This is a genomic window from Geodermatophilus sp. SYSU D00698, assembly GCF_054050335.1.
Genome location: NZ_JBJGZD010000002.1, coordinates 98,668 through 121,740 on the forward strand (window position 1 = coordinate 98,668; position 23,073 = coordinate 121,740).

A 23,073-nucleotide genomic window follows, 5' to 3' on the forward strand; every position below is an offset into this window, starting at 1 on the left:
GCGCAGGTCGAGCTGCTGGGCCAGCTCGCGGATCGCGGCCGGGCCCAGCAGCCCGTCGGCCTGCTCGTGAGGAGTGCTCAGCGGGGTGTTCTCCAGGGGTCAGAGGTGGCGACCGCAGTGCGGCCACGGCGAGGCGCCGCGGGCGGCGTAGAGCCGCTCCCCGATGTCGATCTGCTGCTCCCGGGTGGCCTGGTGCGGGTACTGGGCGTACTGGCCGCCGCCGTTGGACAGCCAGGTGCTCTGGTTGAACTGCAGGCCGCCGTAGTAGCCGTTGCCGGTGTTGATGGACCAGTTGCCGCCGGCCTCGCACCGCGCCAGCGCGTCCCAGTCCAGGCCGCTGGTGGAGGGCTCCGGGGCCGGGCGCTCCTTCGTGCCGATGCTGACCTGCTCGTCGACCGCCGGGCGGGTGACCGTGGTGTTCAGCTGCTCGCGGGCGGTCTCGACGCCGTCGGTGACGGTCACGCGGAAGGTGGTGGCCTGCTCCCCGTCGACGCCGGGCCGGGTGACGGTCTCGTCGCCCTCGAAGGCCTCCGGGTCGTCGGTGCGCACCGTCTGGTGCGGGATCGGGGCGGTGACCACCTGCTCGGTCACCTGCACACGGTAGACCTGCAGCCGCATGGCGTTGAGCAGCGGCTGGGTCGCGAACAGGCTGGTCCGGTCGTGCTCGCCGAGGGTCACGCCCTGCTCGGCGAGCAGGTCGCCGGCGGTGGCGGCGGTGGTGGTCACCACGCGGGTGGCGCCGTCGACGACGAGCGTGACGGCCTTCGGGGTGGTGATCGACAACGCCATGCCGTCGAGCGGGAGCCGCTCGCTGCGGCTGGCCGACAGCACCATGTCCTCGGCGCGGTAGCCGAGCTGGTCGAGCGCCTCGTCCACCGACAGCGCGGTCACGTAGACCTCGCGGGTGACGCCGTCGACGGTGAGCTGCAGCGGACGGGCGCGGTTGACCACGACCGTGTCGCCGTCGGCCACCGCGGCCGCGGGGCGCGGGAGGACGACGTCGTGCGACTGCGTCCGCAGGCCCTCCTCCTCGAGGACCTCCCCGACGGTGTCGGCGTGGGTGCTGACCTCGCGGGCCTGCCCGTCGACGGTGAGCGTGAGCGACTTCTGCGCGGCGGACCAGGCCACGGAGCCGCCGACCAGCCCGAGCAGGACCAGGGCGAACAGGGCGAGCTTCAGCGTTCGGGGCACGACACTTCCACGGGGTCGAGGGACCGGGCAGGGGGTCGCACACCCGAGCGGCAGCCGACAGCACGGGGGCTCCCGGGACCGTCGGACGCCGTCCGGCGATCCCACCCCGGCTGTCAGTCACGACACGATAACGAGTGCGCCACGTCTAGCAACGGTGCGCAGGAAGTGAACCAGAGGGACGACACGTCGACATGCAGCCGCGCCGACACGAACCGTGAGGGACGCGCCGCACGTGACAGCGGTGACGGATGCGGTGGGTGAGGTCAGCCGGTGACCGACGTCACGGTGTGACCGGTACCCCGGCCGGGCAGCACAGCAGGCCTCAGCCGGCGAGCGCCCGCTCGTTCGCCCGCACCGGGCGCAGCCAGGTGAGCAGGAAGCCGGCGACGGCGAGGCCCGCGGCCAGGCTCGCGAACCCACCGGCGACCAGCGCGACCGGCAGCAGGTCGACGTTCTCGGTCACCCGGTCGCCGAGGTCGATGCCGGCGACCAGCAGCAGGCTGCCGAGGGGCAGCAGCGCGAGCACGCTCGTCGCCGCGGTGACCAGGTGCGCGGTCCAGGTGCGCAGCGCCTCGTCGACCGGCACGTCGGCGCCCTCGGCCGGCAGCGGGCGGACGAGGACCCGCAGCAGCGCCGTCTCGGCCAGCAGCCACGCCACGAGCGGGACCAGGAGCGCGACCCAGGCGACGGTGTCGGCGAGCTCGCCGCGCTGCCACATCAGGACGGTCACGACGACCTCCGCGAGCACGACGGCGCGCGTGGTCCACAGCAGCCACGGCGAGACCTGCTCGCCGCGCCGCGGCCGGCGGGCGGGGTCGGACAGCCGCCAGCGCGGCCGCGGACGGGTCGCCTCCGCGAGCAGCACGCCGGTGAGCAGGCCGACGACGAGAGCGGGCAGCCAGAGGAACACCGACGCCTCGGCGAACATCACGACGCTGGCGACGATCCCCACGACGCCGAGCAGCAACCCCAGCCGGCGGACGCGGCGGCCGTGCTGGGCCTGCCGCTGCAGCGTCGCCACACCCCCGGGGGTGGGCGTGGCGAAGTCGATCGCCGCCGACGCGACGGCGCGGCGGCCGGCGGCCAGGGCCCACGCGCGGGCGAGCAGCACGCCGGGCACCAGGACGGCGATGAACAGCACGACGGCGATGAGGCGACCCACGCAGACCAGTGTGCAACGCCGACGGGGTCAGTCGCCCCGGCCGGTCTCCCAGGTCCCGAAGACCCGCTCTGCGTTCCGGGTCAGGGCGTCGCAGAGCTGCGCGACCTCCACGCCGGTGACCTCGGCCAGCGCCCGGACGGTGTGCGGCACCAGGCGCGAGGCGTTGGGCCGGCCACGGTGCGGCACCGGCGTGAGGAAGGGCGAGTCGGTCTCGACGAGCAGCTGGTCCAGCGGCGTGAGGGCGGCGGCCTCGCGGAGGTAGCCGGCGTTGCCGAAGGTGAGCGTCCCGGCGAAGGACAGCACGAAACCGCGCTCGACGCACGCCGTCGCGAACGCGGCGTCGCCGGAGAAGCAGTGCATGACCACGTGCTCCGGCGCGCCCTCGTCGTCGACGACCCGCAGCACCTCCTCGTGCGCGTCGCGGTCGTGGACGACCAGCGCGACCCCGTGCTCCTTGGCGATCCGGACGTGCGCCCGGAAGGAGGCCTCCTGCGCCGCCCAGCCCTCGGGGCCGGTGCGGAAGCGGTCCAGCCCGGTCTCCCCCACCGCCCGCACCCGTGGCAGCGCCGCCAGGCGGTCGATCTCGGCCAGCACGCCGTCGTCGGCCGCGCCCTCCCCGGCCTCGTTGGGGTGGACGGCGACGGCGGCCAGCACACCCGGGTGCCGGGCCGCCAGCTCCGCCGACCACCGCGAGGACGGCACGTCGACGCCGACCTGCACCAGCCGCGGGACCCCCACGGCGGCCGCGGCGGCGATCTCGGCGTCCACCGCGTCGTCGTCCGCGGGCTCGTCGGTGCGGAAGCCGTTCAGGACGATGTCGAGGTGGGTGTGGCTGTCGACCGCCGGGGCCGGCAGCGGCTCCGGGGACGGCGGCGGCTCGCCCCGCCGGTTGGCGCGGGACGCGGCCGAGCGACTCACTTCGTCCCGTCCTCCAGCCGCGCCAGCTCCTCGGCCACGATCGACTCGTCGAGCTTGCGGAACACCGGGGTGGGCGGGGACAGCGGCGTGCCCGACGGCAGCGGGCGGGAGGCCCACACCGCCTGCGCGTCGCCGTAGTCGCCGGTGATGACCGGGTACGGCGAGCCGTCGTCGAGGTCGGTGACCTCCTCGACGCGCGGCGCCGGCGACCACACGCCGGTGCCGCCGAGCAGCTCGTGCACCTTCTGCGCCGAGTGCGGGAGGAACGGCGTGAGCAGCGCGTTGCAGTCGCTGACCGCCTGCAGCGCGGTGTGCAGCACGGTGTCCCGGCGGGCCGGGTCCTCCTTGAGCTTCCACGGCGCCTGGTCGGACAGGTACTTGTTCGCCTCGCCGACCACCCGCATCGCCTCGGTGGCCGCCGCCTTCTGCCGGTTGCGGGCCAGCAGGTCGCCGATCGGCCCGAACGCCGACGACGTCGAGGCCAGCAGGGCGCGGTCGGCGTCGGTCAGGTCCCCCGGCGTCGGGACGGCGCCGACGTTCTTCGCCGCCATCGACACCGTCCGGTTGACCAGGTTGCCCCAGCCGGCGACCAGCTCGTCGTTGTTCCGCCGGAGGAACTCCGCCCAGGTGAAGTCGGTGTCCTGCGTCTCGGGGCCGGCGACGGCGACGAAGTAGCGCAGCGCGTCGGCGTCGTAGCGGGCGAGGAAGTCGCGGACGTAGATGACCACCTGCCGCGACGAGGAGAACTTGCGGCCCTCCATGGTCAGGAACTCGCTGGAGACCACCTCGGTGGGCAGCGCCAGCCGGCCCAGCGAGCCGGGGCTGCCGCCCCTGTCGCCCTCGCCGTTGTAGCCCTGCAGCTGCGCGGGCCAGATCTCGGCGTGGAAGACGATGTTGTCCTTGCCCATGAAGTAGTAGGCGTCGGCGTCGGGCGACTGCCACCACTGGCGCCAGGCGTCGGGGTCCCCGGACCGGCGGGCCCACTCGATGGACGCCGACAGGTAGCCGACGACGGCGTCGAACCAGACGTAGATGCGCTTGTCGGGCCGGTCGCGCCAGCCGTCGAGCGGGATCGGCACGCCCCAGTCGATGTCGCGGGTGTAGCTGCGCGGCTTGAGGTCCTCGAGCAGGTTCTTGGCGAAGTTGAGCACGTTGGGCCGCCAGCCCCGGCGGCTGTCGAGCCAGTCGCCGAGGGACCGGGTGAAGGCGGGCAGGTCGAGGAAGTAGTGCTCGCTCTCGACGAAGCGCGGCGTCTCGCCGTTGATCCGGCTGACCGGGTTGATCAGGTCGGTGGGGTCGAGCTGGTTGCCGCAGTTGTCGCACTGGTCGCCGCGGGCGCCGTCGTAGCCGCAGATCGGGCAGGTGCCCTCGATGTAGCGGTCGGGCAGCGTGCGGCCGGTGGACGGGCTGATCGCGCCGAGCGTCGTCTGCGGGAAGACGTACCCGTTCTTGAGCAGGCCGAGGAAGATCTCCTGGCTGACCCGGGCGTGGTTGACCGTGGTGGTGCGGGTGAACAGGTCGTAGGACAGGCCGAGGGCCTGCAGGTCGCCCACGATCAGCCGGTTGTTCCGGTCGGCGATCTCGCGGGGGCTCACCCCCTCCGCGTCGGCGGCGACGGTGATCGGCGTGCCGTGCTCGTCGGTGCCGCTGACCATGAGGACGCGGTCCCCGGCCATGCGGTGGTAGCGGCTGAAGACGTCGGAGGGGACGCCGAAGCCGGAGACGTGGCCGATGTGCCGCGGGCCGTTGGCGTAGGGCCAGGCCACGGCGGTCAGGATGTGCCGATCACTCACGACACCGAGCGTAGTGAGCGGCAGCCACCCGCCCGGTCAGTGACCGGCGACGGTGCTCGCGGGCGGGAGCTCGCCGGCGACGGGCGTGCTCAGCGCGACGGCGCCGAGGGCGACGCCGATCACCGCGACGGTGGCCACGCGCAGCCGCGGGTGGCGCGCCGGGGCGGCCGGGCGGGTGCGCGGCGGGACCGCGGCGGCCCAGGCGAGGGTGGCCGGCGCCGAGGTGAGCAGCAGCTTGCCGACCGGCACCGCCAGCGCGAGCAGCGCGACGGCCGGCAGCGGCAGCGTCGTCGGCAGGTCGCCGACCAGCGGGGTGACCAGGCTGACGGCGAACAGGGCCGCCACGCCCACGATCTCCGCGCAGGCCAGGCCGTTCGCGAGACGCCGTCCGCCCTCGAGGGCCGCCAGGCCGCTGCCCGCGCACAGCACGATCCAGCCGGCCAACCCGCCGAGCACCACGACGACGACCGGCGCCGGCGGCCGCGACGCGGCGGCGAACAACCCGTCGAGCCCGGTCAGCCCGGCCGCGAGCAGCGCCGCGGCCTCCAGCCCGCAGACGGCGGCCAGCGCGAGCACGGCCGCCGGCCACCGCCGGGGCGCGGACGGTGCGGGTGCGGGGAGGGGTGCGTCGAGGACGCTGGTCGCCACGGGTCTGCTCCTGGCCGGGGACGTCGGTCACCGGTCAGGTCGTCCCGCGCGGGCCGGCGCAGGAGGGACGGCGGAGCGCTCCTCACCCCCCGGGGTGAGCGTCAGAGGCGCTTGCCGGTCCCCGCCCGCGCCGAGCCGGTGGCGAAGCGGCTGCGTTGCCGTCCGTAGACGAAGTACATGACGACGCCGACGGCCATCCACACGAGGAACCGCAGCCAGGTCTCGGTGGGCAGGTTGGCCATGAGCCACAGGCTGGCCAGCGCCGAGACGATCGGCAGCAGCGGCACCAGGGGCACGCGGAACGAGCGGGGCAGCTCCGGGCGGGTGCGCCGCAGGATCCACACGCCGATGGAGACGAGGAAGAAGGCGAACAGGGTCCCGATGTTCACCAGCTCGGCCAGCTCGGAGAGCGGCACCAGCCCGGCCAGGACGGCGACGACGATCCCGGTGCCGATGGTGATCTTGTAGGGCGTGCCGTACCGCGGGTGCACGGTCCCGATCGACCGCGGCAGCAGCGCGTCGCGGCTCATCGCGAACAGCACCCGCGACTGGCCGAGCATCAGGATCATCACCACGGACGTCAGCCCGGCGAGCGCACCCAGCGAGATGATGCTGGAGAAGAAGGTGAGCCCGTTCGCGGCGAACGCCCCGGCGAGCGGCGCGCTCTCGCTGAGCTCCGTGTAGTTCTGCATGCCGACGACCACCAGCGACACGGCGACGTAGAGCAGCGTGCAGATGGCCAGCGAGCCGATGATGCCGCGGGGCAGGTCGCGCGCCGGGTTGCGGGTCTCCTCGGCGGCGGTGGCCACGATGTCGAAGCCGATGAAGGCGAAGAACACGATGGCCGCGCCGGCCAGGACGCCGCCCCAGCCGAAGGTGCCCTGGCTGAAGCCGGTGAGCACCGAGATCAGCGGGGTGTCCAGCCAGCTCTCGCCGCCGTCGGCCGCGTTCTCGGCGGGCGGCACGAACGGCGAGTAGTTGTCGGCGACGAGGTAGAACGCGCCGACCACGATCACCAGCAGGACGACGGCCAGCTTGATGGCCACGATCACCGCGGTGACCCGCGAGGACAGCTTGATGCCGAGCACCAGGACGGCGGTCATCGCCAGCACGATCACGATCGCCGGGACGTTGAACGACGCCGTCTCCCCCGCGATCGACGTCGGGAGCGCCAGGCCGACGTCGTCCAGGAGCTGGTTGAGGTACCCCGACCAGCCCACGGCCACCGTGGCCGCTCCCAGCGCCAGCTCGAGGACGAGGTCCCAGCCGATGATCCAGGCGACGAACTCGCCGAAGGTCGCGTAGGAGAAGGTGTACGCCGAGCCGGCCACCGGGACGGTGGAGGCGAACTCGGCGTAGCAGAGCGCGGCCAGCCCGCAGACGACGCCCGCGACGACGAAGGAGACCGCCACCGCGGGTCCGGCCTGGTTGCGCGCGACCACACCGGTGAGCACGAAGATGCCCGTGCCGATGATCACCCCGACGCCGAAGACCGCCAGGTCCAGGCCGGAGAGGTTCTTCTTGAGCCGGTGTTCGGGTTCGTCGGTGTCGCGGATGGACTCCTCGACGGACTTGACCCGGCGCGAGTCTGCGGCCACGGCGTCCTCCTCGGGTGGTACCGGCGGCGGCCCCACGGGCAGCGTGGCACGAGGGCCGCGAGCCCGCACGCCTACGCTGCTGTCGCCCCGTCGCGGCGGCGGGACGGGAGGAGGCCCACCGGTGACCGACCAGCGGGAGGACGCCCCTCCCGGGCCGTTCGTGCCGACCACGCGGCCGCGGCCGGCCGGGGCGCCGCGGCCGGTGACGACGCGGTCGGCGGGCGTCGACGCGATCGTCGACTGCGCCGTCTACGTGCAGGGACGCCGGGAGCCGCCGGTGGACCCGATGGTGGCGCTGGAGGCCGCCGTCGAGCGGGACGGCTTCGTCTGGCTCGGGCTGTGCGAGCCGACCGAGGCGGAGCTCGGCGCGATCGCCGAGCGCTACGGGCTTCACCCGCTCGCCGTCGAGGACGCCGTCTACGCCCACCAGCGGCCCAAACTGGAGCGCTACGACGACGACCTGTTCATGGTGCTCAAGACGGCGCGCTACGTGGAGCACGAGCAGCTGACCGCGACCAGCGAGGTGGTCGACACCGGCGAGGTCATGGTGTTCGTCGGCCCGCGCCACGTGATCACCGTGCGGCACGGCGACCACAACGACCTGACCGAGCTGCGGCAGCGGCTGGAGGAGCAGCGCGACCTGCTGTGCCTGGGCCCGTCGGCGGTGCTGTACGCGGTGGCCGACCACGTCGTCGACACCTTCGTCGACGTCGCCGAGCATGTGCAGGACGACGTCGACGAGCTGGAGGCGTCGGTGTTCAGCCCCGAGCGCACCGACGACATCGGCCGGCTGTACCAGCTCAAGCGCGAGCTCATGTCGCTGCGGCGGGCGGTCGGGCCGCTGGAGGTGCCGCTGCACAAGCTGGCCGAGCGGCAGGTCGAGTCGGTCCCGCAGCCGATGCGGTCCTACTTCCGCGACGTCCTCGACCACGCGATCCGGGTGCGCGACCAGGTGGCCGGGCTCGACGAGCTGCTGTCGTCGATCCTGCAGGCCTCGCTCGCGCGGACGTCGATGGCGGACAACGAGGACATGCGGAAGATCTCGGCGTGGGCGGCCATCGTGGCGGTCCCGACCGCGATCGCCGGGATCTACGGGATGAACTTCGAGCACATGCCCGAGCTGCACTGGCGCTGGGGCTACGCGATGGTCTGGCTGGTCATCCTCGTGACCTGCTCCCTGCTCTACCGCGGCTTCAAGCGCAACGGCTGGCTCTGACCCCGCCCGGCGGCCGGCCCGGAGTGCACTGATCGGGGTCACGGGCGCCCCGATGAGCCCGTCCGGCGCACTCTCGCGGCCGCGAGCGCCCCCCTGATGCGGGCGAGGAGCTCGTCGGGGCGGTGGAGGTCCTCGGCGGTCACGAAGACGACGGTCCACCCCGCTGCCTGCAGGGCGTTGAGCCGCCGCCGGTCGCGGGCGAACTGACCGGGCTCGGCGTGCCAGCGGCCGTCGTACTCGACCGCGACCCGGAGTTCGGGCCAGCCGAGGTCGACGCGCGCGACGAACCGCCCGTCCACGCGCACGGAGTACTGCGGGACGGGCACCGGCAGACCGCTCCGGACGACCAGCAACCGGACCCGCGTCTCCTGCGGGGACTCCGCCCGCTCGTCCGCCAGGGCGCACACCGCCCGCGCCCGCGCACTGCCCCGGCCGGTCGCCACCGCCGCCCGGGCACGCAGCGGCGCCAGGTCGACGAAACCCGAGGCCAGCAGGCGGTCGACCGCCACCACCGCCTCGTCCCCCTCGAGGCGCGCGGCCAGCTCGAGGGCGGTGGCCTCCGGCACGGTCACCGGGACGCCCCGCCGGCGCACGACGTCCTCCCGGACCAGCCGCGCCCGGCGCACGCGCAGGCCGGCCGCGCGGACCGGGTGCCGCCCCGGGGGCAGCGTGAGCTCGACGTCGTCGGGGGCCCCGGCGAGGTCGACGCCCCAGAGCACTGCCGCGCTCCTGCCCGACACCACGGCACCGGGCAGCAGCAACGCCGCCCCGGCCACGCGCACCTCGTGGGTCAGTGGGACGTCGCGGTGCACGTAGACGTCCCGGAACAGCCGACGCCACGCGCTGCTACGGAGCTGCTCGGGGGTGAGCAGCCCCCGGGCCACCGCCGCCGTGCCGCGGAAGGGCCGACCGACGAGGTCGGGTGGCTGCACCGGCGGACGGGACACGGCCGCACGGTGCCGCACCCGGGGACCCGCTCGCCGGCGTCGTCCACAGGCCGGCGCGACCGTGCGCTCGTCGGGGTCTCAGGACCTCCCGTGACCCCGGCGGGCGCACACTCGCGCCCCGCGGCCTCAGGGCTTGGCGGCGACGACGGCGTCGTAGACGGTGCGGCGGGGCAGGCCGGTGCGGGTGACGACGGCGCGGATGGCGTCCTTGCGGGTGGCGCCCGCGGCCTCCTCCCCCGCCACCAGCGCGGCCAGCTCGGCGGGCGACAGCGACACCGGCTCCGGCGTGGCTCCCGCGACGACGAGGGTGATCTCCCCGCGCACGCCGTCGGCGGCCCACTCCGCCAGCGCGGACAGCGGCCCGCGCCGGACCTCCTCGTGCGTCTTGGTCAGCTCCCGGCACACCGCGGCCGGCCGGGAGTCGCCGAACGCGGCCGCGCAGTCGGTCAGCGCCTCGGCCAGCCGGTGCGGCGACTCGAAGAAGACCATCGTGCGGCGCTCGTCGGCCAGCGAGGCCAGGCGCGACCGCCGCTCCCCCGCCTTCCGCGGCAGGAACCCCTCGAAGCAGAACCGGTCGACCGGCAACCCCGACACCGCCAGCGCCGTCGTCACCGCGGACGGCCCGGGCACCGAGGTGACCTCCACGCCGGCGTCGATCGCGGCCCGCACCAGCGTGTACCCGGGGTCGGAGACCGAGGGCATGCCGGCGTCGGTGAGCAGCAGGACGGTCGCGCCGTCGGCGAGCGCCGCCATCAGCCCGGGCAGCCGCTGGCGCTCCACCGACTCGTGGAAGGTGACCACCCGCCCGGTGAGCGAGACCTCGAGGTCGGTGGCCAGCCGGTGCAGCCGGCGGGTGTCCTCGACGGCGAGCACGTCGGCCTCGGCCATGACCCGCCGCAGCCGCGGGCCGACGTCGCCGGGCTGGCCGAGGGGCGCACCACCGAGCACGAGCCGTCCGGTCACGACGACGAGCCTGTCACGCCGGGGCGCACCGCCGTCCCACATACCCTGAGGCGCATGGCGGTCCTGGCTCCCGAGCGCACGGGCGCCGGGGACCCGCCGGACGACGTCCCCGCCCGTCCCGCACGCCGCTGGCCGGCACCCCGGCCGCGGGTGGACCGCGTCCCGCCGCTGCCCGGCGACCGGCTGCTGTCGTGGGTCCTGGCCGCGGTGCTCGGCGTCGCGACGCTGGTCAGCCGGCTGGTCGGCATCAGCTACCCCGACACGCTGCTGTTCGACGAGGCCTACTACCCGCCCGAGGCGCACGACCTGCTGGTCTGGGGCCACGAGTACAACCGCGGCTACACGTTCATCGTCCACCCGCCGCTGGGCAAGTGGCTGATCGCCGCCGGCGAGCAGGTGTTCGGCTACACGAGCCTGGGCTGGCGGTTCCCCTCGGCGGTGGCCGGCGCGCTCGCCGTCGTCCTGCTCACCCGGCTGGCCCGGCGGCTGACCGGCTCCACGCTGCTCGGCCTGGTCGCCGGGCTGCTGCTGGCGCTGGACGGCTTCGCGTTCACCGTCTCCCGCATCGGCCTGCTCGACGTCTTCCTGCAGGTGCTCGTGCTGGCCGCGGTCGCCTGCCTGGTGGTCGACCGCGAGCGGGTGCGCGCCCGGGTCGCCGGTTCGCGGCCGGTCCCGGCCACCGGGTTCCGCCTCGGTCCGCGGGGCTGGCGGATCGCCGCCGGGTTCCTCTTCGGCTGCGCCTGCTCGGTGAAGTGGAGCGGCATCTGGTTCCTGGCGTTCTGCGCCGTGCTGTCGCTGTGGTGGGACCGGCAGGCGTGGCGGGAGGCCGGGGTCCCGAGGCCGACGGCGACGGCGCTGCGCCGCGGCCTGCCCGGCGCGACCTGGGCGCTGGCCGCCGTCCCGGTGCTCACCTACGTCGCGAGCTTCGCCGGGTGGTTCCTCGGCGAGACGGCGCAGGGGCGCTGGTGGGCGCAGCGCAACCCGGAGACGGCGTTCCCGTGGATCCCCGACGTGCTGCGCTCCTGGTGGCACATGCACGCCGAGTGGTGGACCTTCCACAACGGCCTGTCCACGCCGCACCCGTGGGAGTCGGGCCCCTGGACCTGGCTGGTGAACGGCCGGCCGATCCTGCTGTGGAACCCGCAGGGCCTCACCGACGCCGCGGGCCACCAGGTGGTCCGCTACATCCTCATGGTCGGGACGCCGACGCTGTGGCTGGCGTTCGCGCCCGCGCTGGCCTGGACGCTCTGGCGGGTCGTCGCCCGCCGCGACCCGGCCGCGCTGCTGGTCGCCGTCACGGTCGCCGCCGGCTGGGGCACCTGGTTCCTCAACCCCGAGCGCACGATGTTCGTCTTCTACACGGCGCCGGTGCTGCCGTTCTTCGTGCTGGCCGTGACCCTGGTGCTGCAGGACGTCCTCGGCCGCCCGGGCGCTCCGGAGTGGCGGCGCAGCGCCGGTCTGGCCGCGGTCAGCGGCTACGTCGCCGTGGTGGCCGGCACCTTCGTCTTCTTCTACCCGGTACTCACCGGGCGCCCGCTGTCGCACGCCGACTGGCTGCTGCGGATGTGGTTCCCGTCGTGGTTCTGAGGGGCCCGCACCGCGACAGATAGTTGGGGCGTACAACTGAATGCGTGAGCGCCCCGACCTTCGACGACCGGCTCGCCGACGTCGTCCTGCGGCTCGGCGTCCTCACCGACCCCGACGACGGCCTGTCCCGCACCGCCGCGGCGACGCTGTCGCGCCTCGAGCGCCGGGGCCCACCCGGGTCACCGAGCCCGCCGCCGCCGAGGGCGCCACCCAGCCCTCGATGAGCGCCCTCGCCGCGCGCCCGGCCGCGCAGGGCCTGGTGCGCCGCGGCGGTGACCCCGCCGACGCACGGGTCGTCCTGCTCGGCCTCACCGCCGAGGGTGCCGGCCGCCTGGCACGGCGCCGCGCCCGGCGCGTGGACGCCGCCCTGGCCGCCCTCTCCCCCGACGGGTCCGCCGCGTCGCCGACGCGCTGCCGGCCCTCGACCGTCTCGCCGGAGCACTGCGCCGACACGAACCCACCCCGGAGGTGACCCGGTGAGCTCCGCCGCCGGATCCAGCAAGTCCGTGCGCGTTGACACGTGCAGGTAGATGCCTGCACGATCGGCGGCGTGCAGCCCGGAGGCGAGGACGCCGTCTTCAAGGCGCTGGCCGACCGCACCCGGCGACTCCTGCTGGACCGCCTGCGGGAGCGTGACGGGCAGACGCTCGGCGAGCTGTGCGCGGGCACCGGCATGGCGCGCCAGTCGGCCACGCAGCACCTCGACGTCCTCGTCTCCGCGGGGCTGGTCACCGCGGTCCGCCGCGGCCGGGAGCGGCTGCACTTCCTCAACCCGGTCCCGATCGCCGAGATCGAGCGGCGGTGGATCGCGGCGTTCGACCGGCCGCGCCTGCAGGCGCTGTCCGCCATCCGCACCGCAGCAGAGGAGCACGCCATGAGCGAGCGGGTCCCCACCTACGTCTACGTCACGTACGTCCGCGCCTCGGCCGCGCAGGTCTGGCACGCCCTGACCGACGCCGACCTCACGGCCCGCTTCTGGGGCCACGCGAACGTCTCGGACTGGCAGCCCGGCTCGCGCTGGGAGCACCGGCGCACCGACGGATCGGGGATCGCCGACGCCGGCGGCCGGGTGCTCGAGACCGATCCCCCGCGGCGCCTGGTGATGACCTTCGGGGAGGCCGACGGGGAGGAGCCGCCGGGCGGGGACTCGGTGGTGACGTTCCTCGTCGAGGAGCACGGCGGCATCGTCAGGCTGACGGTGACGCACGAGAACCTCGCCGGGGAGACCGAGCTGGGCCAGGTCTCCCAGGGCTGGCCGGCCGTGTGCGCCAACCTCAAGTCGCTGCTGGAGACCGGCGAGGTGCTGCCCGCGGCGCCGTGGGAGATGGCGCCGACGCCCGCCTGACCGTCGTCCGGGTCCCGGAACGGCGGACGCCGCCGGGGCGGGTGCCCCGACGGCGTCGGCGGTGGTGCGGTCTGGGTGGAGCTGAGGGGATTTGAACCCCTGACCCCCTCGATGCGAACGAGGTGCGCTACCGGACTGCGCTACAGCCCCTGACTGCGGGCCCAAGACTACCGCCCGCCACCCCGGGCGCCACCAGCGGGGTGACACCCGGGGGGCCGGCGCCTCAGCCGTTGACCACGCGCGGCTGGTACAGGTCGATGTCGGCGAAGCCGATGTCGTCGTCGTCCAGGCCGACGACGGCGCTGTCCTGCCAGCCGGCCGGCACCGGGCGGGCGGCCACCACGCGGGCCGGGCGCAGCGGGTGCACCGGCGCGAGCGGCAGGCTCGGGTGCGGCAGGCCGACCGTCGGGTGCAGCGGCTCGTCGACCAGCACCGGCTCGGCGACCAGCGGCTCGACCACCCGGGGCGCCGGCTTCGGCGCGGGCCGGGGGGCCGGCCGCGCGGCCGAGCGGGCGGCGGTGCGGGCGGCCCGGCGGGCGGCGGCCCGCTCCCGGCGCACGGCGGCGCGCAGCACCACGAGGTAGCCGACCAGCGCGACGTCGAGCACCCCCTGGGCCACCCACAGCCACGGGGTGAGGGTCAGCGCGCCGACCAGCGCCAGCAGCGTCAGCGCCAGCAGCCCGGCCAGCGTGCGCCGCCGCACGGCGTGCACGTCGATCCGCAGCTCGCCGGTCTGCCGCAGCAGGTCGCGGTCCACCGCCACCCGCTCGGTCTCCGCCGAGCGGACCGGGTCACCCACGCGCCGGCGCTGCAGCGTCCGGCCCCGGGTGACCTCCGCGCGCGTCGCCGAGGAGTCGCCGCGGGTCACCACCATCGGCACCAGCACGACGAACCACAGCACGACCAGCGCGGCGAGAAGCACGCCTGACCCCATCGAGAACACCACCCGTCACACGAGTCACTTGCCGCGGCAGGTTATGCACGCGAATCCCCAGCTAGAGGGAGGTTCCTGGGCGTGTCGCGCGAGTGGTCGTGTGACGGAAGGGATTCGCCAAGCGGCGCGTCGATTCGTGGTCGACTGCTCACGAAGCGTGAATGGAATGTCGACGCGTCAGCGAGGTGCGCGGGAGGCCCAGAGCCCGAGCACGCCCTGCGGCACGTCCTCGACCAGCAGCGCGTACGCGAGGTGGTCGCGCCAGTCGCCGTCGATGTCGAGGTACCGGCGCAGCAGCCCCTCCCGGCGGAACCCCAGCCGCTCGACCAGCCGCTGGCTCGGCCCGTTCTCCGGGCGGATGTCGGCCTGCAGCCGGTGCAGCCCGCCGGGGCCGAACGCGTGGTCGCAGACCAGCGCCACGGCGAGCGAGGCCACGCCCCGCCCGGCCACCTCCCGGTCGATCCAGTAGCCCAGCGACCCCGACCGCAGCGCGCCGCGCACGACGTTGTCCACGGTGACCTGCCCGGCCAGCTGCCCGTCCACCCGGACGGCGAACGGCATCGCCGCCCCGGCCCGGGCGCGGCGGGCGACCGAGCGGCGCATCGCGCGGTAGGCCGCCGGGGTGTGCCGCACCGACCAGGCCACCCCCGCCGAGGGCTCCCAGGGCCGCAGCCAGGACTCGTTGGCCAGCCGCAGCCGGCTCCACTCGGCGGCGTCGCCGCGGCGGAGCGGGTGGAGCTCGACCGGGCCGTGGGCGAGGCGGGCGGGCCAGCCCGGGTGCTGCGCCGGGTCCAGCTCAGCCGCCCAGCAGCAGCGGCATGACCGTCACGAGCCCGCCCTCGGCGACCTCGGTGACGTCCTCGTCGACGACGACGAGGCAGTTGGCCCGCGCCATCCGGGCGAGCATCGCCTCGTCGCCGTCGCCGAGCGGCTCGACGACGTAGCCGCCGTCGGGGTGGCGCATGACCTGGCCGTGCAGGTACTGCCGGTACCCCAGCGGCGAGACCAGCCGCTCGGCCGAGATCGCCTGCACGGTGCGGCGGAACAGCTGCCGCTTGCCCAGCATCGAGCGGATCGCCGGGCGCACGAAGACCTCGAAGGACACCAGCGCGGCCACCGGCTCGCCGGGCACGCAGATGACCGGGACCTCGTCCCGGCCCAGCCGGCCGAAGCCCTGCACCGGTCCCGGGTGCATCGTCACCTGACGGAAGCGCATCGGGCCCAGCTCCGCGAGGACCTCCTGCACCAGGTCGCCCTCGGCGGCGAAGGTGCCGGCGATGAGCACCAGGTCGCTGCGCAGCAGCTGGCTCTCGAGCACCTCGGTCAGCCGGCGCCGGTCGGTGGGCAGGATCCCCCAGCGGTAGGCGGCCGCCCCGGCGTCGCGGGCGGCCGCGGCCAGAGCGTAGGTGTTGACGTCGACCACCTGACCGGGCGTGGGCTGGGCGGTGATGTCGACCAGCTCGCTGCCGGCGGACAGGACGGCGACCCGCGGCCGGGGCCGGACCTGCACCCGGTCCCGCCCGACGGCGGCGAGCAGGCTGATCTGCGCCGGGCCGATCGGTGTGCCGGTGCGGACGGCGACGGTGCCGGGCGAGACGTCGTCGCCGGCCCGCCGGACGTAGCTGCCGGCCTCGGGCGCGCCGTGCACCTGCACCCGGACCAGCCCGCCGTCGGTCCACACGGCCGGGACGACGACGTCGGCACCGGTGGGCAGCATCGCGCCGGCGCCCACCTTCTGCGCCAGCCCCGGCGCGAGCGCGGTCGGGCCCGCGGCGCCGGCGACGGTCTCCCCCACCACGGCCAGCTCCACCGGCACGTCCGGGGTGGCCGCGGCGACGTCCTCGGCCCGGACGGCGTAGCCGTCGAGCGCGGCCTGGTCGAAGGCGGGCAGCGCGCGGGCGCTGACCACCTCCTCGGCGCAGAGCAGGCCCTGGGCGTCGAGGACGGCCAGCTCGATCGGCTCCGGCTGCGGCACCGCGGCGAGGATCTCGTCCAGGTGCGTCTCGACGGTGCGCTGCGCCGGCGTCTCGGGCTCGGCGGCCGCCGGCGGGGCCGGGAGCGCCGCGTCGGGGCCGATCGCGGCGGTGGTGTGCACCGGCAACCGCGAGGACGTCGGCGGGTCGAGGGTGGCCCCGCTGCGGAGGTCCAGCGCCGTGGTGTCCCGCGCCCCGGGCGTGCCGTTCTCGCTCATCGCTGTGATCGTCCCCCCTGCGGGGAGCGGGTCAGGCCTGCGACGCGCCCTCGGCGGGCAGGTCGGCGACGAACTCGGTCAGCCAGGAGCGCAGCGCGGGACCGAGGTCCTCGCGCTCGGCGGCCAGCCGGATGACCGCCTTGAGGTAGTCGAGCTTGTCGCCGGTGTCGTAGCGGCGGCCGTCGAAGACCACGCCGTGCAGCGGCTCGCCGCGCTCGACCAGCGTGGCCAGCGCGTCGGTCAGCTGGATCTCCCCGCCGCGGCCGGGCGCGGTCTCGCGCAGCACCTCGAACACCTCGGGGGCGAGCACGTAGCGGCCGATGATCGCCAGGCTGCTCGGCGCCTCGTCGACCGGCGGCTTCTCCACCAGGCCGGTCACCGTCACCACGCCGTCGGACGAGCCCGGCTCGACCGCGACCGCGCCGTACTTGTCGATGTTCTCCCGGCCGACGTCGAGCAGGGCGATCACCGAGCCGCCGTGCTCGGCCTGGACGGCGAGCATCTGCTCGAGCAGGTGGTCGCGGGCGTCGATCAGGTCGTCGCCGAGCAGGACGGCGAAGGGCTCGTCGCCGACGAAGGCGGCCGCCTGGAGCACCGCGTGGCCCAGCCCGCGCGCCTCGCCCTGCCGGACGAAGTGCACCTGGGCGACCTCGGTGGACTCGTGGACGGCGGCCAGCCGGTCGGCGTCGCCCTTCTTCTCCAGCGCGGTCTCGAGCTCGGGGGTGCGGTCGAAGAAGTCCTCGATCGCCGCCTTGTTGCGGCCGGTGACCATGAGCACCTCGGCGAGGCCGGCCCGGGCGGCCTCCTCGACGATGTACTGCAGCGCCGGCCGGTCCACGACGGGCAGCAGCTCCTTGGGCACCGCCTTGGTGGCGGGGAGGAACCTGGTCCCCATCCCCGCGACGGGGATGACGGCCTTGCGCGCCGGACGCGGCGTCGGGGTCGACATGGGGTGGGAGCCTATCCAGCCGGCCGCGGCCCGGTCCCCCGCCTCTAACCTTCGCGGGTGACCTCCGCGCAGGACGGCGACGCGACCAAGGCCGCGCTGCGCGAGGCGGTCGCCGCCCGCCGCCGGGCCCGTCCCGCCGCCGAGCGCGCCGCCGCGGCCGCCGCGGTCGCCGCGGCGCTCCTCCAGCGCCTGGCCGGGGTCCGGCTGCTGGCCGCCTTCGTGCCCGACGAGACCGAGCCCGGCCACGGGCGGCTGCCCGCGGTGTTCACCCAGCTCGGGACCCGGGTGCTCCTGCCGGTGGTCCCGGACAGCGGCGCCGAGCTGCGCTGGGCGGTCGACACCGGCCGGCTGGCGCCGGGCCGCTTCGGGCTGCTGGAGCCGGTGGGCCCGCGGCTGGGGCCGACGGCGCTGGGGACGGCGGAGGTGGTCGTCGTCCCGGCCCTGGCGGTGGACCGCACCGGCGTGCGGCTGGGCCGGGGCGGCGGCTACTACGACCGCGCGCTGCAGCACGCCCGCCCCGGCGCGGTCGTCGCGGCGCTGGTCTTCGACGACGAGCTGGTCGACCGGCTGCCGGCCCTGGAGCACGACCGCCCGGTGACCGCCGTCGTCACCCCCTCCGGCGGCTGGCAGGAGATACCGGCCGGTAGGTGACACGGTGGGTCGACCCGTCAGCGCCGACGTCGAGGAGCTCCCCGTGTCCCCGGAGATCGTCACGATCCTGGCGCTGGTCGCCATCTTCGCGATCGCCACGTTCCTGCCCATCAACATGGGAGCGCTGGCGTTCGTCGCGGCCTTCCTCGTGGGCACGCTGTCGGTCGGGCTGACCACCGACGACATCCTCGCCGGCTTCCCGGCCGAGCTCGTCGTCACGCTGATCGGCGTCACCTACCTGTTCGCGATCGCGCAGAACAACGGCACGGTCGACCTGCTGGTGCGCGGGGCCGTGCGGCTGGTCGGCGGCTACGTGGCGGCGATCCCGTGGATCATGTTCGCCGTCACCGCGCTGCTCACCGCGATCGGCGCGCTCTCCCCCGCCGCGGTGGCGATCGTCGCGCCGATCGCGCTGGGGTTCGCCTCGCGCTACGACATCAACCCGCTGCTCATGGGGATGATGGTCGTCCACGGCGCGCAGGGCGGCGGCTTCTCGCCGATCAGCGTCTACGGCGTCACCGTCAACGAGATCGTCGACGCCGAGGGGCTGCCCTCCAGCCCCGGCGCGGTCTTCCTGGGCAGCCTGTTCTTCAACCTCGCGATCGGCGTGGTGCTCTTCCTCGTGTTCGGCGGGCGCCGGCTGCTCGGCCGCCGGGTGGGTACGGCGGTGCCCACGCACGCCGAGCGCGCCGAGGAGCCGGTGGCCAGCGGGCACGGCGCTCCTCCCGGCCCCGCCGTCGGCCCCGACACCACCGGCGGCGGCGACGGCACCGGCGAGGGTCCGGACGACGGCGCGACCGCCCCGCAGCCGGTCACCTTCGACCAGGTGCTCACGCTGGTCGGGCTGGTGACCGTCGCCGTCCTCGCGCTGGTGTTCGACCTCGACATCGGCTTCGTGTCGATCACCGTGGCCACCGTGCTCGCGCTGTTCGCCGCCGCCCGGCACAAGGGCGCGGTCAGCCAGATCAGCTGGTCGACGGTGCTGCTGATCGCCGGCGTGCTCACCTTCGTGTTCGTGCTGCAGGAGGCCGGCACGATCGACTACGTCGGCGAGGCCGTCATCGGCCTCGGGATCCCGCTGCTGATCGCGCTGCTGCTCTGCTACATCGGAGGGGTGGTGTCGGCGTTCGCGTCGTCGACCGCGATCATCGGCGTCGCCATCGCACTGGCGGTGCCGTTCCTGCAGTCGGGGGACATCGGCGCCGTCGGGGTCGTGGTGGCGTTGTCCGTGTCGTCGACGATCGTCGACGTCAGCCCGTTCTCGACCAACGGCGCGCTGGTCCTGGCCAACGCGCAGGGGGTGGACCGGGACCGCTTCTACAAGCAGATGCTGGCCTACGCCGGGATCGTCGTGGCCGCCGGGCCGTTCCTCGCCTGGCTGGTCTTCGTGGTCCCCGGCTGGCTCTAGACCCCGACGGGAGAGGGCTCGTGACCGGACCACTGGACGGCGTGCTCGTCGTCGACCTGACGCGCGCGCTGGCCGGGCCGCACGCCGCGATGATGCTCGGCGACCTCGGCGCCCGGGTGATCAAGGTGGAGAACCCCGGCGGCGGGGACGACACCCGCGGGTGGGGGCCGCCGTTCGTGCAGCCCGAGGCCGGCGACCGGGAGTCGACGTACTTCCTGTCGGCCAACCGCAACAAGGAGTCGGTGACCCTCGACCTGAAGGACGAGGGCGACAAGGAGCTGCTGCGCGAGCTCGTCCGCCGGGCCGACGTGCTGATGGAGAACTTCCGCCCCGGCACGCTCGAGCGCCTCGGCTTCGGCACCGCCGTGCTCGCCGAGCTCAACCCGCGGCTGGTCACCCTGTCGATCTCGGGCTTCGGCCACGACGGCCCCGAGGGCGGCCGCGCCGGCTACGACCAGATCGCGCAGGGCGAGGCCGGGCTGATGTCGCTGACCGGCCCCCGCCCGGACGACCCGCAGCGCGTCGGCGTCCCGATCGGCGACCTGCTGGCCGGCATGTACGGCGCCTACGGCGTGCTCGCCGCGCTGCACGAGCGGGAGCGGACCGGCCGCGGCCAGGTGGTGCGCACGTCGCTGCTGGCCGCCGTCGTCGGCGTGCACGCCTTCCAGGGGACGGCGTGGACGGTGGGCGGGCAGGTCGGCCGCGCGCAGGGCAACCACCACCCCTCGATCGCCCCGTACGGCCTGTTCCACTGCAAGGGCGGCAGCGTCCAGCTGTCCTGCGGGTCGGAGTCGCTGTGGCGGCGGCTGTGCGCCGAGTTCGACCTGGACCCCGAGGCGCCGGGCCTGGCCACCAACGGCGAGCGGGTGGGCAACCGGCAGCAGGTCATCGAGCTGCTCGAGCGCGCCTTCGCCGACGTCGACGCCGCGACGCTGCTGGCCCGGCTGGCCGCCGCCGGCGTCCCGGCGGGCAAGGTGCGCACGATCGACGAGGTCTACGGCTGGGAGCAGACCCTCTCGCAGGGCCTGCTGGTCGACGTCGAGCACGCCACCCTCGGCCGGCTGCAGCTGCCCGGCCCGCCGCTGCGCTTCTTCGCCGCGGGTCCCGACGGCGAGACCGAGACCACCCGCCGCGACCACGCCGCTCCCCCGGTGCTCGGCGGGTCGGACGAGGCGGTCCGCGCCTGGCTGGCGCAGTGACGCGGAGGCTGGACGCCCGCTCCCTGCGCGACCTGGTCCTCGACCCCGGCTCCTGGACGAGCTGGGACGCGCCGATCGGCCCCCGCGACGTCGACCCGCGGTACGCCGCCGAGCTGCGCGCCGCGGCCGAGCGCAGCCGCCAGGACGAGGCCGTCGTCACCGGCGAGGGCCGGCTGCGCGGCCGGCGGGTGGCCGTCCTCGCCGGGGAGTTCGGCTTCCTCGCCGGCTCGATCGGGGTGGCCACGGCCGAGCGGCTGGTCGCCGGGATCGAGCGGGCCACCGAGGAGGGCCTGCCGCTGCTGGCCGCGCCGGTGTCCGGCGGCACCCGGATGCAGGAGGGCACCGTCGCGTTCCTGCAGATGGTCGGCATCACCGCGGCGATCGCCCGGCACAAGGCCGCGGGCCTGCCCTACCTGGTCTACCTGCGCGACCCCACCTTCGGCGGGGTGCTCGCCTCGTGGGGGTCGCTGGGGCACGTGACCATCGCCGAGCCCGGCGCGGCGGTCGGCTTCCTCGGCCCGCGGGTGTACGAGGCGCTCTACGGCGAGCCGTTCCCGTCGGGCGTGCAGACCGCCGACCACCTCGCCCGGCGCGGGCTCATCGACGCCGTCGTGCCGCACGAGGACGTCGCCGACCTCGCCGACCGGGCGCTGTCGGTGCTGTCGGCCCGGCGCACCTGGCACGCCGACGTGCGGGAGGCGGAGCGCCCGACACCGGAGGACGGCACCGAGGACGACGACCCGGAGGACGGCCGCAGCGCGTGGGACGTCGTCACCGCGTCCCGGCGGCCCGACCGGCCGGGCGTGCGGCGGCTGCTGCGGACGGCGGCCACCGACGTCGTCGGGCTCTCGGGCACCGGTGCCGGCGAGAAGGACCCCGGCCTGCTGCTGGCGCTGGGCCGCTTCGGCGGCGCGCCGTGCGTCGTCCTCGGGCAGGACCGGCGCGGGCAGTCGCTGTCGGCGCCGCTGGGTCCGGCGGCGCTGCGCGAGGCCCGGCGCGGCATGCGGCTGGCCGCCGAGCTGCACCTGCCGCTGGTGACGCTCATCGACACGCCGGGCGCGGCGCTGTCGGTGGAGGCCGAGGAGGGCGGGCTGGCCGCGGAGATCGCCCGTTGCCTCGAGGACCTGGTGACGCTCAAGGCCCCGACGCTCGCGGTGCTGCTCGGCCAGGGCACCGGCGGCGGCGCGCTGGCGCTGGTGCCCGCCGACCGGGTGCTCGCCGCGGCCAACGGCTGGCTGGGCCCGCTGCCGCCGGAAGGCGCCGCGGCGATCGTGCACCGCACCGTCGACCGGGCGCCGGAGATGGCCGCCGCGCAGGGCGTGCGGGCGACCGACCTGTGGCGGGCCGGGATCGTCGACCGCGTGGTGCCCGAGCGGCCCGACGCCGCCGACGAGCCGGTCGAGTTCTGCCGCCGGCTGGGCCGGGTGCTCGGCGAGGAGCTGGCCGGGCTGCTCGGCCGCGACGACGCCGAGCGGCACCGCAGCCGCCTGCACCGCTACCGCCGGCTGGGGCGCTGACGACCTACCCCGTGAGGCCGGGGGCGTAGGTGCCGAAGCTCCACTCCTGGCCGCCGGGGTCGACCAGCCGCGCGCGCCGGGTGCCCCACTCGGTGTCCTCCGGGGCGATGACCGGTGTCGCGCCGGCGGCGACGCCGCGGGCGAAGCGGTCGTCGACGTCGGCGGGGTCGTCGAGCACCAGGTACAGCCCCGACCCGGTGGACCGGCCGCGCAGCGGCGGGCGCACGTAGCCGGCGTCGTCGCTGGCGACCATCAGGACGACGTCGTCGCAGCGGACCTCCGCGTGCGCCACGGTGCCGTCGCCGGCGTCGGCCCGCCGGACGACGGTGAAGCCGAGCGCCGCCATCCAGGCCAGGGCGGCCGGTGCGTCGCGGTAGCTGAGGTAGGCGGCCAGGCGCGCTCCCATGGCGGGACGCTAGGCCGCGGTGGCCTCCGGGACCAGCCCCCGGGCCGCCGCGACCAGCTCCAGGCTGCGGACCCGCTCCGCGACGCCGTGGGTGGACGCCGACAGCATCAGCGCGTCGGCGCCGGTGGCCGCGGCCAGCTCCCGCAGCTGCGCGGCGACCTGCGCCGGGTCGCCGACGACGGCGTTGCTCGGCGTGCTCTCCGCCGCGGCGCGCTCGGGGGCGGTCCGCGCCTCCTCCGGGGTGGGCACCGGGCGCGGCCGGTCGGTGCGGATCGCCGGCCGCAGGAGCTGCCCGGGCAGCGCGAGCCGGTCGGCGGCCTGCGCCACGCGGGTGGTGGCGGCCAGGGGATCGGCGGTGGACCGCCCCGAGCCGACGGTGGCCGGCTCGAGGACGGACAGCGGCAGGGACGCGGTCCCGGACACCACCGCGCGCAACGCCGCCGGGACCGG

General features: G+C 75.4%; 23 protein-coding genes and 1 tRNA gene. 9 read left to right on the plus strand and 15 right to left on the minus strand.

Features of this window, described 5'->3' with window-relative positions; translation table 11 throughout:
• Positions 1-99 precede the first annotated feature (99 nt).
• The 6 genes from ACI8AB_RS02170 to ACI8AB_RS02195 form a co-directional block, all read right to left on the minus strand.
• Entirely contained in the window at positions 100-1,191 is a 1,092-nt protein-coding gene (locus ACI8AB_RS02170; protein ID WP_387987929.1) for a transglycosylase family protein, read from the minus strand.
• A 322-nt stretch (positions 1,192-1,513) separates the two neighbouring features.
• Positions 1,514-2,353, minus strand: coding sequence for a hypothetical protein (locus ACI8AB_RS02175; RefSeq protein ID WP_456948775.1), 840 nt, complete (start codon positions 2,351-2,353; stop codon positions 1,514-1,516).
• 27 nt (positions 2,354-2,380) lie between these two features.
• Positions 2,381-3,271, minus strand: coding sequence for a TatD family hydrolase (locus ACI8AB_RS02180; RefSeq protein ID WP_456948776.1), 891 nt, complete (start codon positions 3,269-3,271; stop codon positions 2,381-2,383).
• Positions 3,268-5,064 carry a methionine--tRNA ligase gene (gene metG / locus ACI8AB_RS02185; protein ID WP_456948777.1) on the minus strand — a complete coding sequence of 599 codons (1,797 nt, stop codon included), beginning with the start codon at positions 5,062-5,064 and terminating at the stop codon, positions 3,268-3,270. The genes ACI8AB_RS02180 and metG overlap by 4 nt, the downstream gene beginning before the upstream one ends.
• A gap of 36 nt (positions 5,065-5,100) precedes the next feature.
• Positions 5,101-5,712 carry a hypothetical protein gene (locus ACI8AB_RS02190; RefSeq protein ID WP_456948778.1) on the minus strand — a complete coding sequence of 204 codons (612 nt, stop codon included), beginning with the start codon at positions 5,710-5,712 and terminating at the stop codon, positions 5,101-5,103.
• 101 nt (positions 5,713-5,813) lie between these two features.
• Positions 5,814-7,310: an amino acid permease gene (locus tag ACI8AB_RS02195; RefSeq protein ID WP_387987934.1), complete on the minus strand. Its 1,497-nt coding sequence runs from the start codon at positions 7,308-7,310 to the stop codon at positions 5,814-5,816.
• A 121-nt stretch (positions 7,311-7,431) separates the two neighbouring features.
• On the opposite strand from ACI8AB_RS02195, the gene corA reads away from it, so the two are divergent.
• Positions 7,432-8,526, plus strand: coding sequence for a magnesium/cobalt transporter CorA (gene corA, locus ACI8AB_RS02200; RefSeq protein WP_456948779.1), 1,095 nt, complete (start codon positions 7,432-7,434; stop codon positions 8,524-8,526).
• A gap of 38 nt (positions 8,527-8,564) precedes the next feature.
• On the opposite strand, the gene ACI8AB_RS02205 is transcribed toward corA, so the two are convergent.
• The gene (locus tag ACI8AB_RS02205) at positions 8,565-9,473 is read right to left on the minus strand and encodes an endonuclease domain-containing protein (protein ID WP_456948780.1); all 909 of its coding nucleotides are present in this window, start codon (positions 9,471-9,473) and stop codon (positions 8,565-8,567) included.
• A 126-nt stretch (positions 9,474-9,599) separates the two neighbouring features.
• Positions 9,600-10,436 carry a 16S rRNA (cytidine(1402)-2'-O)-methyltransferase gene (gene rsmI / locus ACI8AB_RS02210; RefSeq protein WP_456948781.1) on the minus strand — a complete coding sequence of 279 codons (837 nt, stop codon included), beginning with the start codon at positions 10,434-10,436 and terminating at the stop codon, positions 9,600-9,602.
• 54 nt (positions 10,437-10,490) lie between these two features.
• Between rsmI and ACI8AB_RS02215 the strand changes: the two genes are divergently transcribed.
• The 4 genes from ACI8AB_RS02215 to ACI8AB_RS02230 all read left to right on the plus strand — a co-directional run bounded on the left by ACI8AB_RS02215 (position 10,491) and on the right by ACI8AB_RS02230 (position 13,368).
• Entirely contained in the window at positions 10,491-12,023 is a 1,533-nt protein-coding gene (locus tag ACI8AB_RS02215) for a dolichyl-phosphate-mannose--protein mannosyltransferase (RefSeq protein ID WP_456948782.1), read from the plus strand.
• A 44-nt stretch (positions 12,024-12,067) separates the two neighbouring features.
• Positions 12,068-12,247 carry a hypothetical protein gene (locus ACI8AB_RS02220; RefSeq protein WP_456948783.1) on the plus strand — a complete coding sequence of 60 codons (180 nt, stop codon included), beginning with the start codon at positions 12,068-12,070 and terminating at the stop codon, positions 12,245-12,247.
• Complete coding sequence (locus ACI8AB_RS02225) at positions 12,244-12,495, plus strand: hypothetical protein (protein ID WP_456948784.1); 252 nt, start codon at positions 12,244-12,246, stop codon at positions 12,493-12,495. The genes ACI8AB_RS02220 and ACI8AB_RS02225 overlap by 4 nt, the downstream gene beginning before the upstream one ends.
• Positions 12,496-12,573: 78 nt before the next feature.
• Entirely contained in the window at positions 12,574-13,368 is a 795-nt protein-coding gene (locus tag ACI8AB_RS02230) for an ArsR/SmtB family transcription factor (protein WP_456948785.1), read from the plus strand.
• A 76-nt stretch (positions 13,369-13,444) separates the two neighbouring features.
• Here the strand turns inward: ACI8AB_RS02230 and ACI8AB_RS02235 are convergent.
• The 5 genes from ACI8AB_RS02235 to galU form a co-directional block, all read right to left on the minus strand.
• Positions 13,445-13,518 (minus strand) — tRNA-Ala (locus tag ACI8AB_RS02235).
• A gap of 73 nt (positions 13,519-13,591) precedes the next feature.
• The gene (gene sepX / locus ACI8AB_RS02240; protein WP_456948786.1) at positions 13,592-14,290 is read right to left on the minus strand and encodes a divisome protein SepX/GlpR; all 699 of its coding nucleotides are present in this window, start codon (positions 14,288-14,290) and stop codon (positions 13,592-13,594) included.
• A 189-nt stretch (positions 14,291-14,479) separates the two neighbouring features.
• A complete protein-coding gene (locus ACI8AB_RS02245) occupies positions 14,480-15,097 on the minus strand; it encodes a GNAT family N-acetyltransferase (RefSeq protein WP_456948935.1) in 618 nt (205 codons plus the stop codon).
• Between the two features lies 1 nt (position 15,098).
• On the minus strand, positions 15,099-16,493 hold the full coding sequence (glp, locus tag ACI8AB_RS02250; protein ID WP_456901654.1) for a molybdotransferase-like divisome protein Glp: 1,395 nt from the start codon (positions 16,491-16,493) through the stop codon (positions 15,099-15,101).
• 31 nt (positions 16,494-16,524) lie between these two features.
• On the minus strand, positions 16,525-17,442 hold the full coding sequence (galU, locus tag ACI8AB_RS02255; protein ID WP_387987943.1) for a UTP--glucose-1-phosphate uridylyltransferase GalU: 918 nt from the start codon (positions 17,440-17,442) through the stop codon (positions 16,525-16,527).
• A gap of 57 nt (positions 17,443-17,499) precedes the next feature.
• Between galU and ACI8AB_RS02260 the strand changes: the two genes are divergently transcribed.
• The 4 genes from ACI8AB_RS02260 to ACI8AB_RS02275 are packed head-to-tail and all read left to right on the plus strand — an operon-like array spanning position 17,500 to position 22,217.
• A complete protein-coding gene (locus ACI8AB_RS02260; protein WP_456901655.1) occupies positions 17,500-18,093 on the plus strand; it encodes a 5-formyltetrahydrofolate cyclo-ligase in 594 nt (197 codons plus the stop codon).
• A gap of 4 nt (positions 18,094-18,097) precedes the next feature.
• Positions 18,098-19,501: an SLC13 family permease gene (locus ACI8AB_RS02265; protein WP_456901656.1), complete on the plus strand. Its 1,404-nt coding sequence runs from the start codon at positions 18,098-18,100 to the stop codon at positions 19,499-19,501.
• Positions 19,502-19,521: 20 nt separating this feature from the next.
• Entirely contained in the window at positions 19,522-20,700 is a 1,179-nt protein-coding gene (locus ACI8AB_RS02270) for a CaiB/BaiF CoA transferase family protein (protein ID WP_456948787.1), read from the plus strand.
• Positions 20,697-22,217, plus strand: coding sequence for a carboxyl transferase domain-containing protein (locus tag ACI8AB_RS02275; RefSeq protein WP_456948788.1), 1,521 nt, complete (start codon positions 20,697-20,699; stop codon positions 22,215-22,217). Before ACI8AB_RS02270 ends, ACI8AB_RS02275 begins: the two co-directional genes overlap by 4 nt.
• 4 nt (positions 22,218-22,221) lie before the next feature.
• Here ACI8AB_RS02275 and ACI8AB_RS02280 read toward each other — a convergent pair whose 3' ends face one another.
• The gene (locus tag ACI8AB_RS02280) at positions 22,222-22,623 is read right to left on the minus strand and encodes a VOC family protein (protein ID WP_456948789.1); all 402 of its coding nucleotides are present in this window, start codon (positions 22,621-22,623) and stop codon (positions 22,222-22,224) included.
• A gap of 9 nt (positions 22,624-22,632) precedes the next feature.
• The gene (locus ACI8AB_RS02285; RefSeq protein WP_456948790.1) at positions 22,633-23,046 is read right to left on the minus strand and encodes a hypothetical protein; all 414 of its coding nucleotides are present in this window, start codon (positions 23,044-23,046) and stop codon (positions 22,633-22,635) included.
• Positions 23,047-23,073: the final 27 nt, after the last annotated feature.

Coding starts and splice junctions, on each gene's coding strand:
- glp (WP_456901654.1), bottom strand. CDS start 16,493: ATGAGCGAGAACGGCACGCCCGGGGCGCGGGACACCACGGCGCTGGAC.
- galU (WP_387987943.1), bottom strand. CDS start 17,442: ATGTCGACCCCGACGCCGCGTCCGGCGCGCAAGGCCGTCATCCCCGTC.
- ACI8AB_RS02215 (WP_456948782.1), top strand. CDS start 10,491: ATGGCGGTCCTGGCTCCCGAGCGCACGGGCGCCGGGGACCCGCCGGAC.
- ACI8AB_RS02225 (WP_456948784.1), top strand. CDS start 12,244: ATGAGCGCCCTCGCCGCGCGCCCGGCCGCGCAGGGCCTGGTGCGCCGC.
- ACI8AB_RS02280 (WP_456948789.1), bottom strand. CDS start 22,623: ATGGGAGCGCGCCTGGCCGCCTACCTCAGCTACCGCGACGCACCGGCC.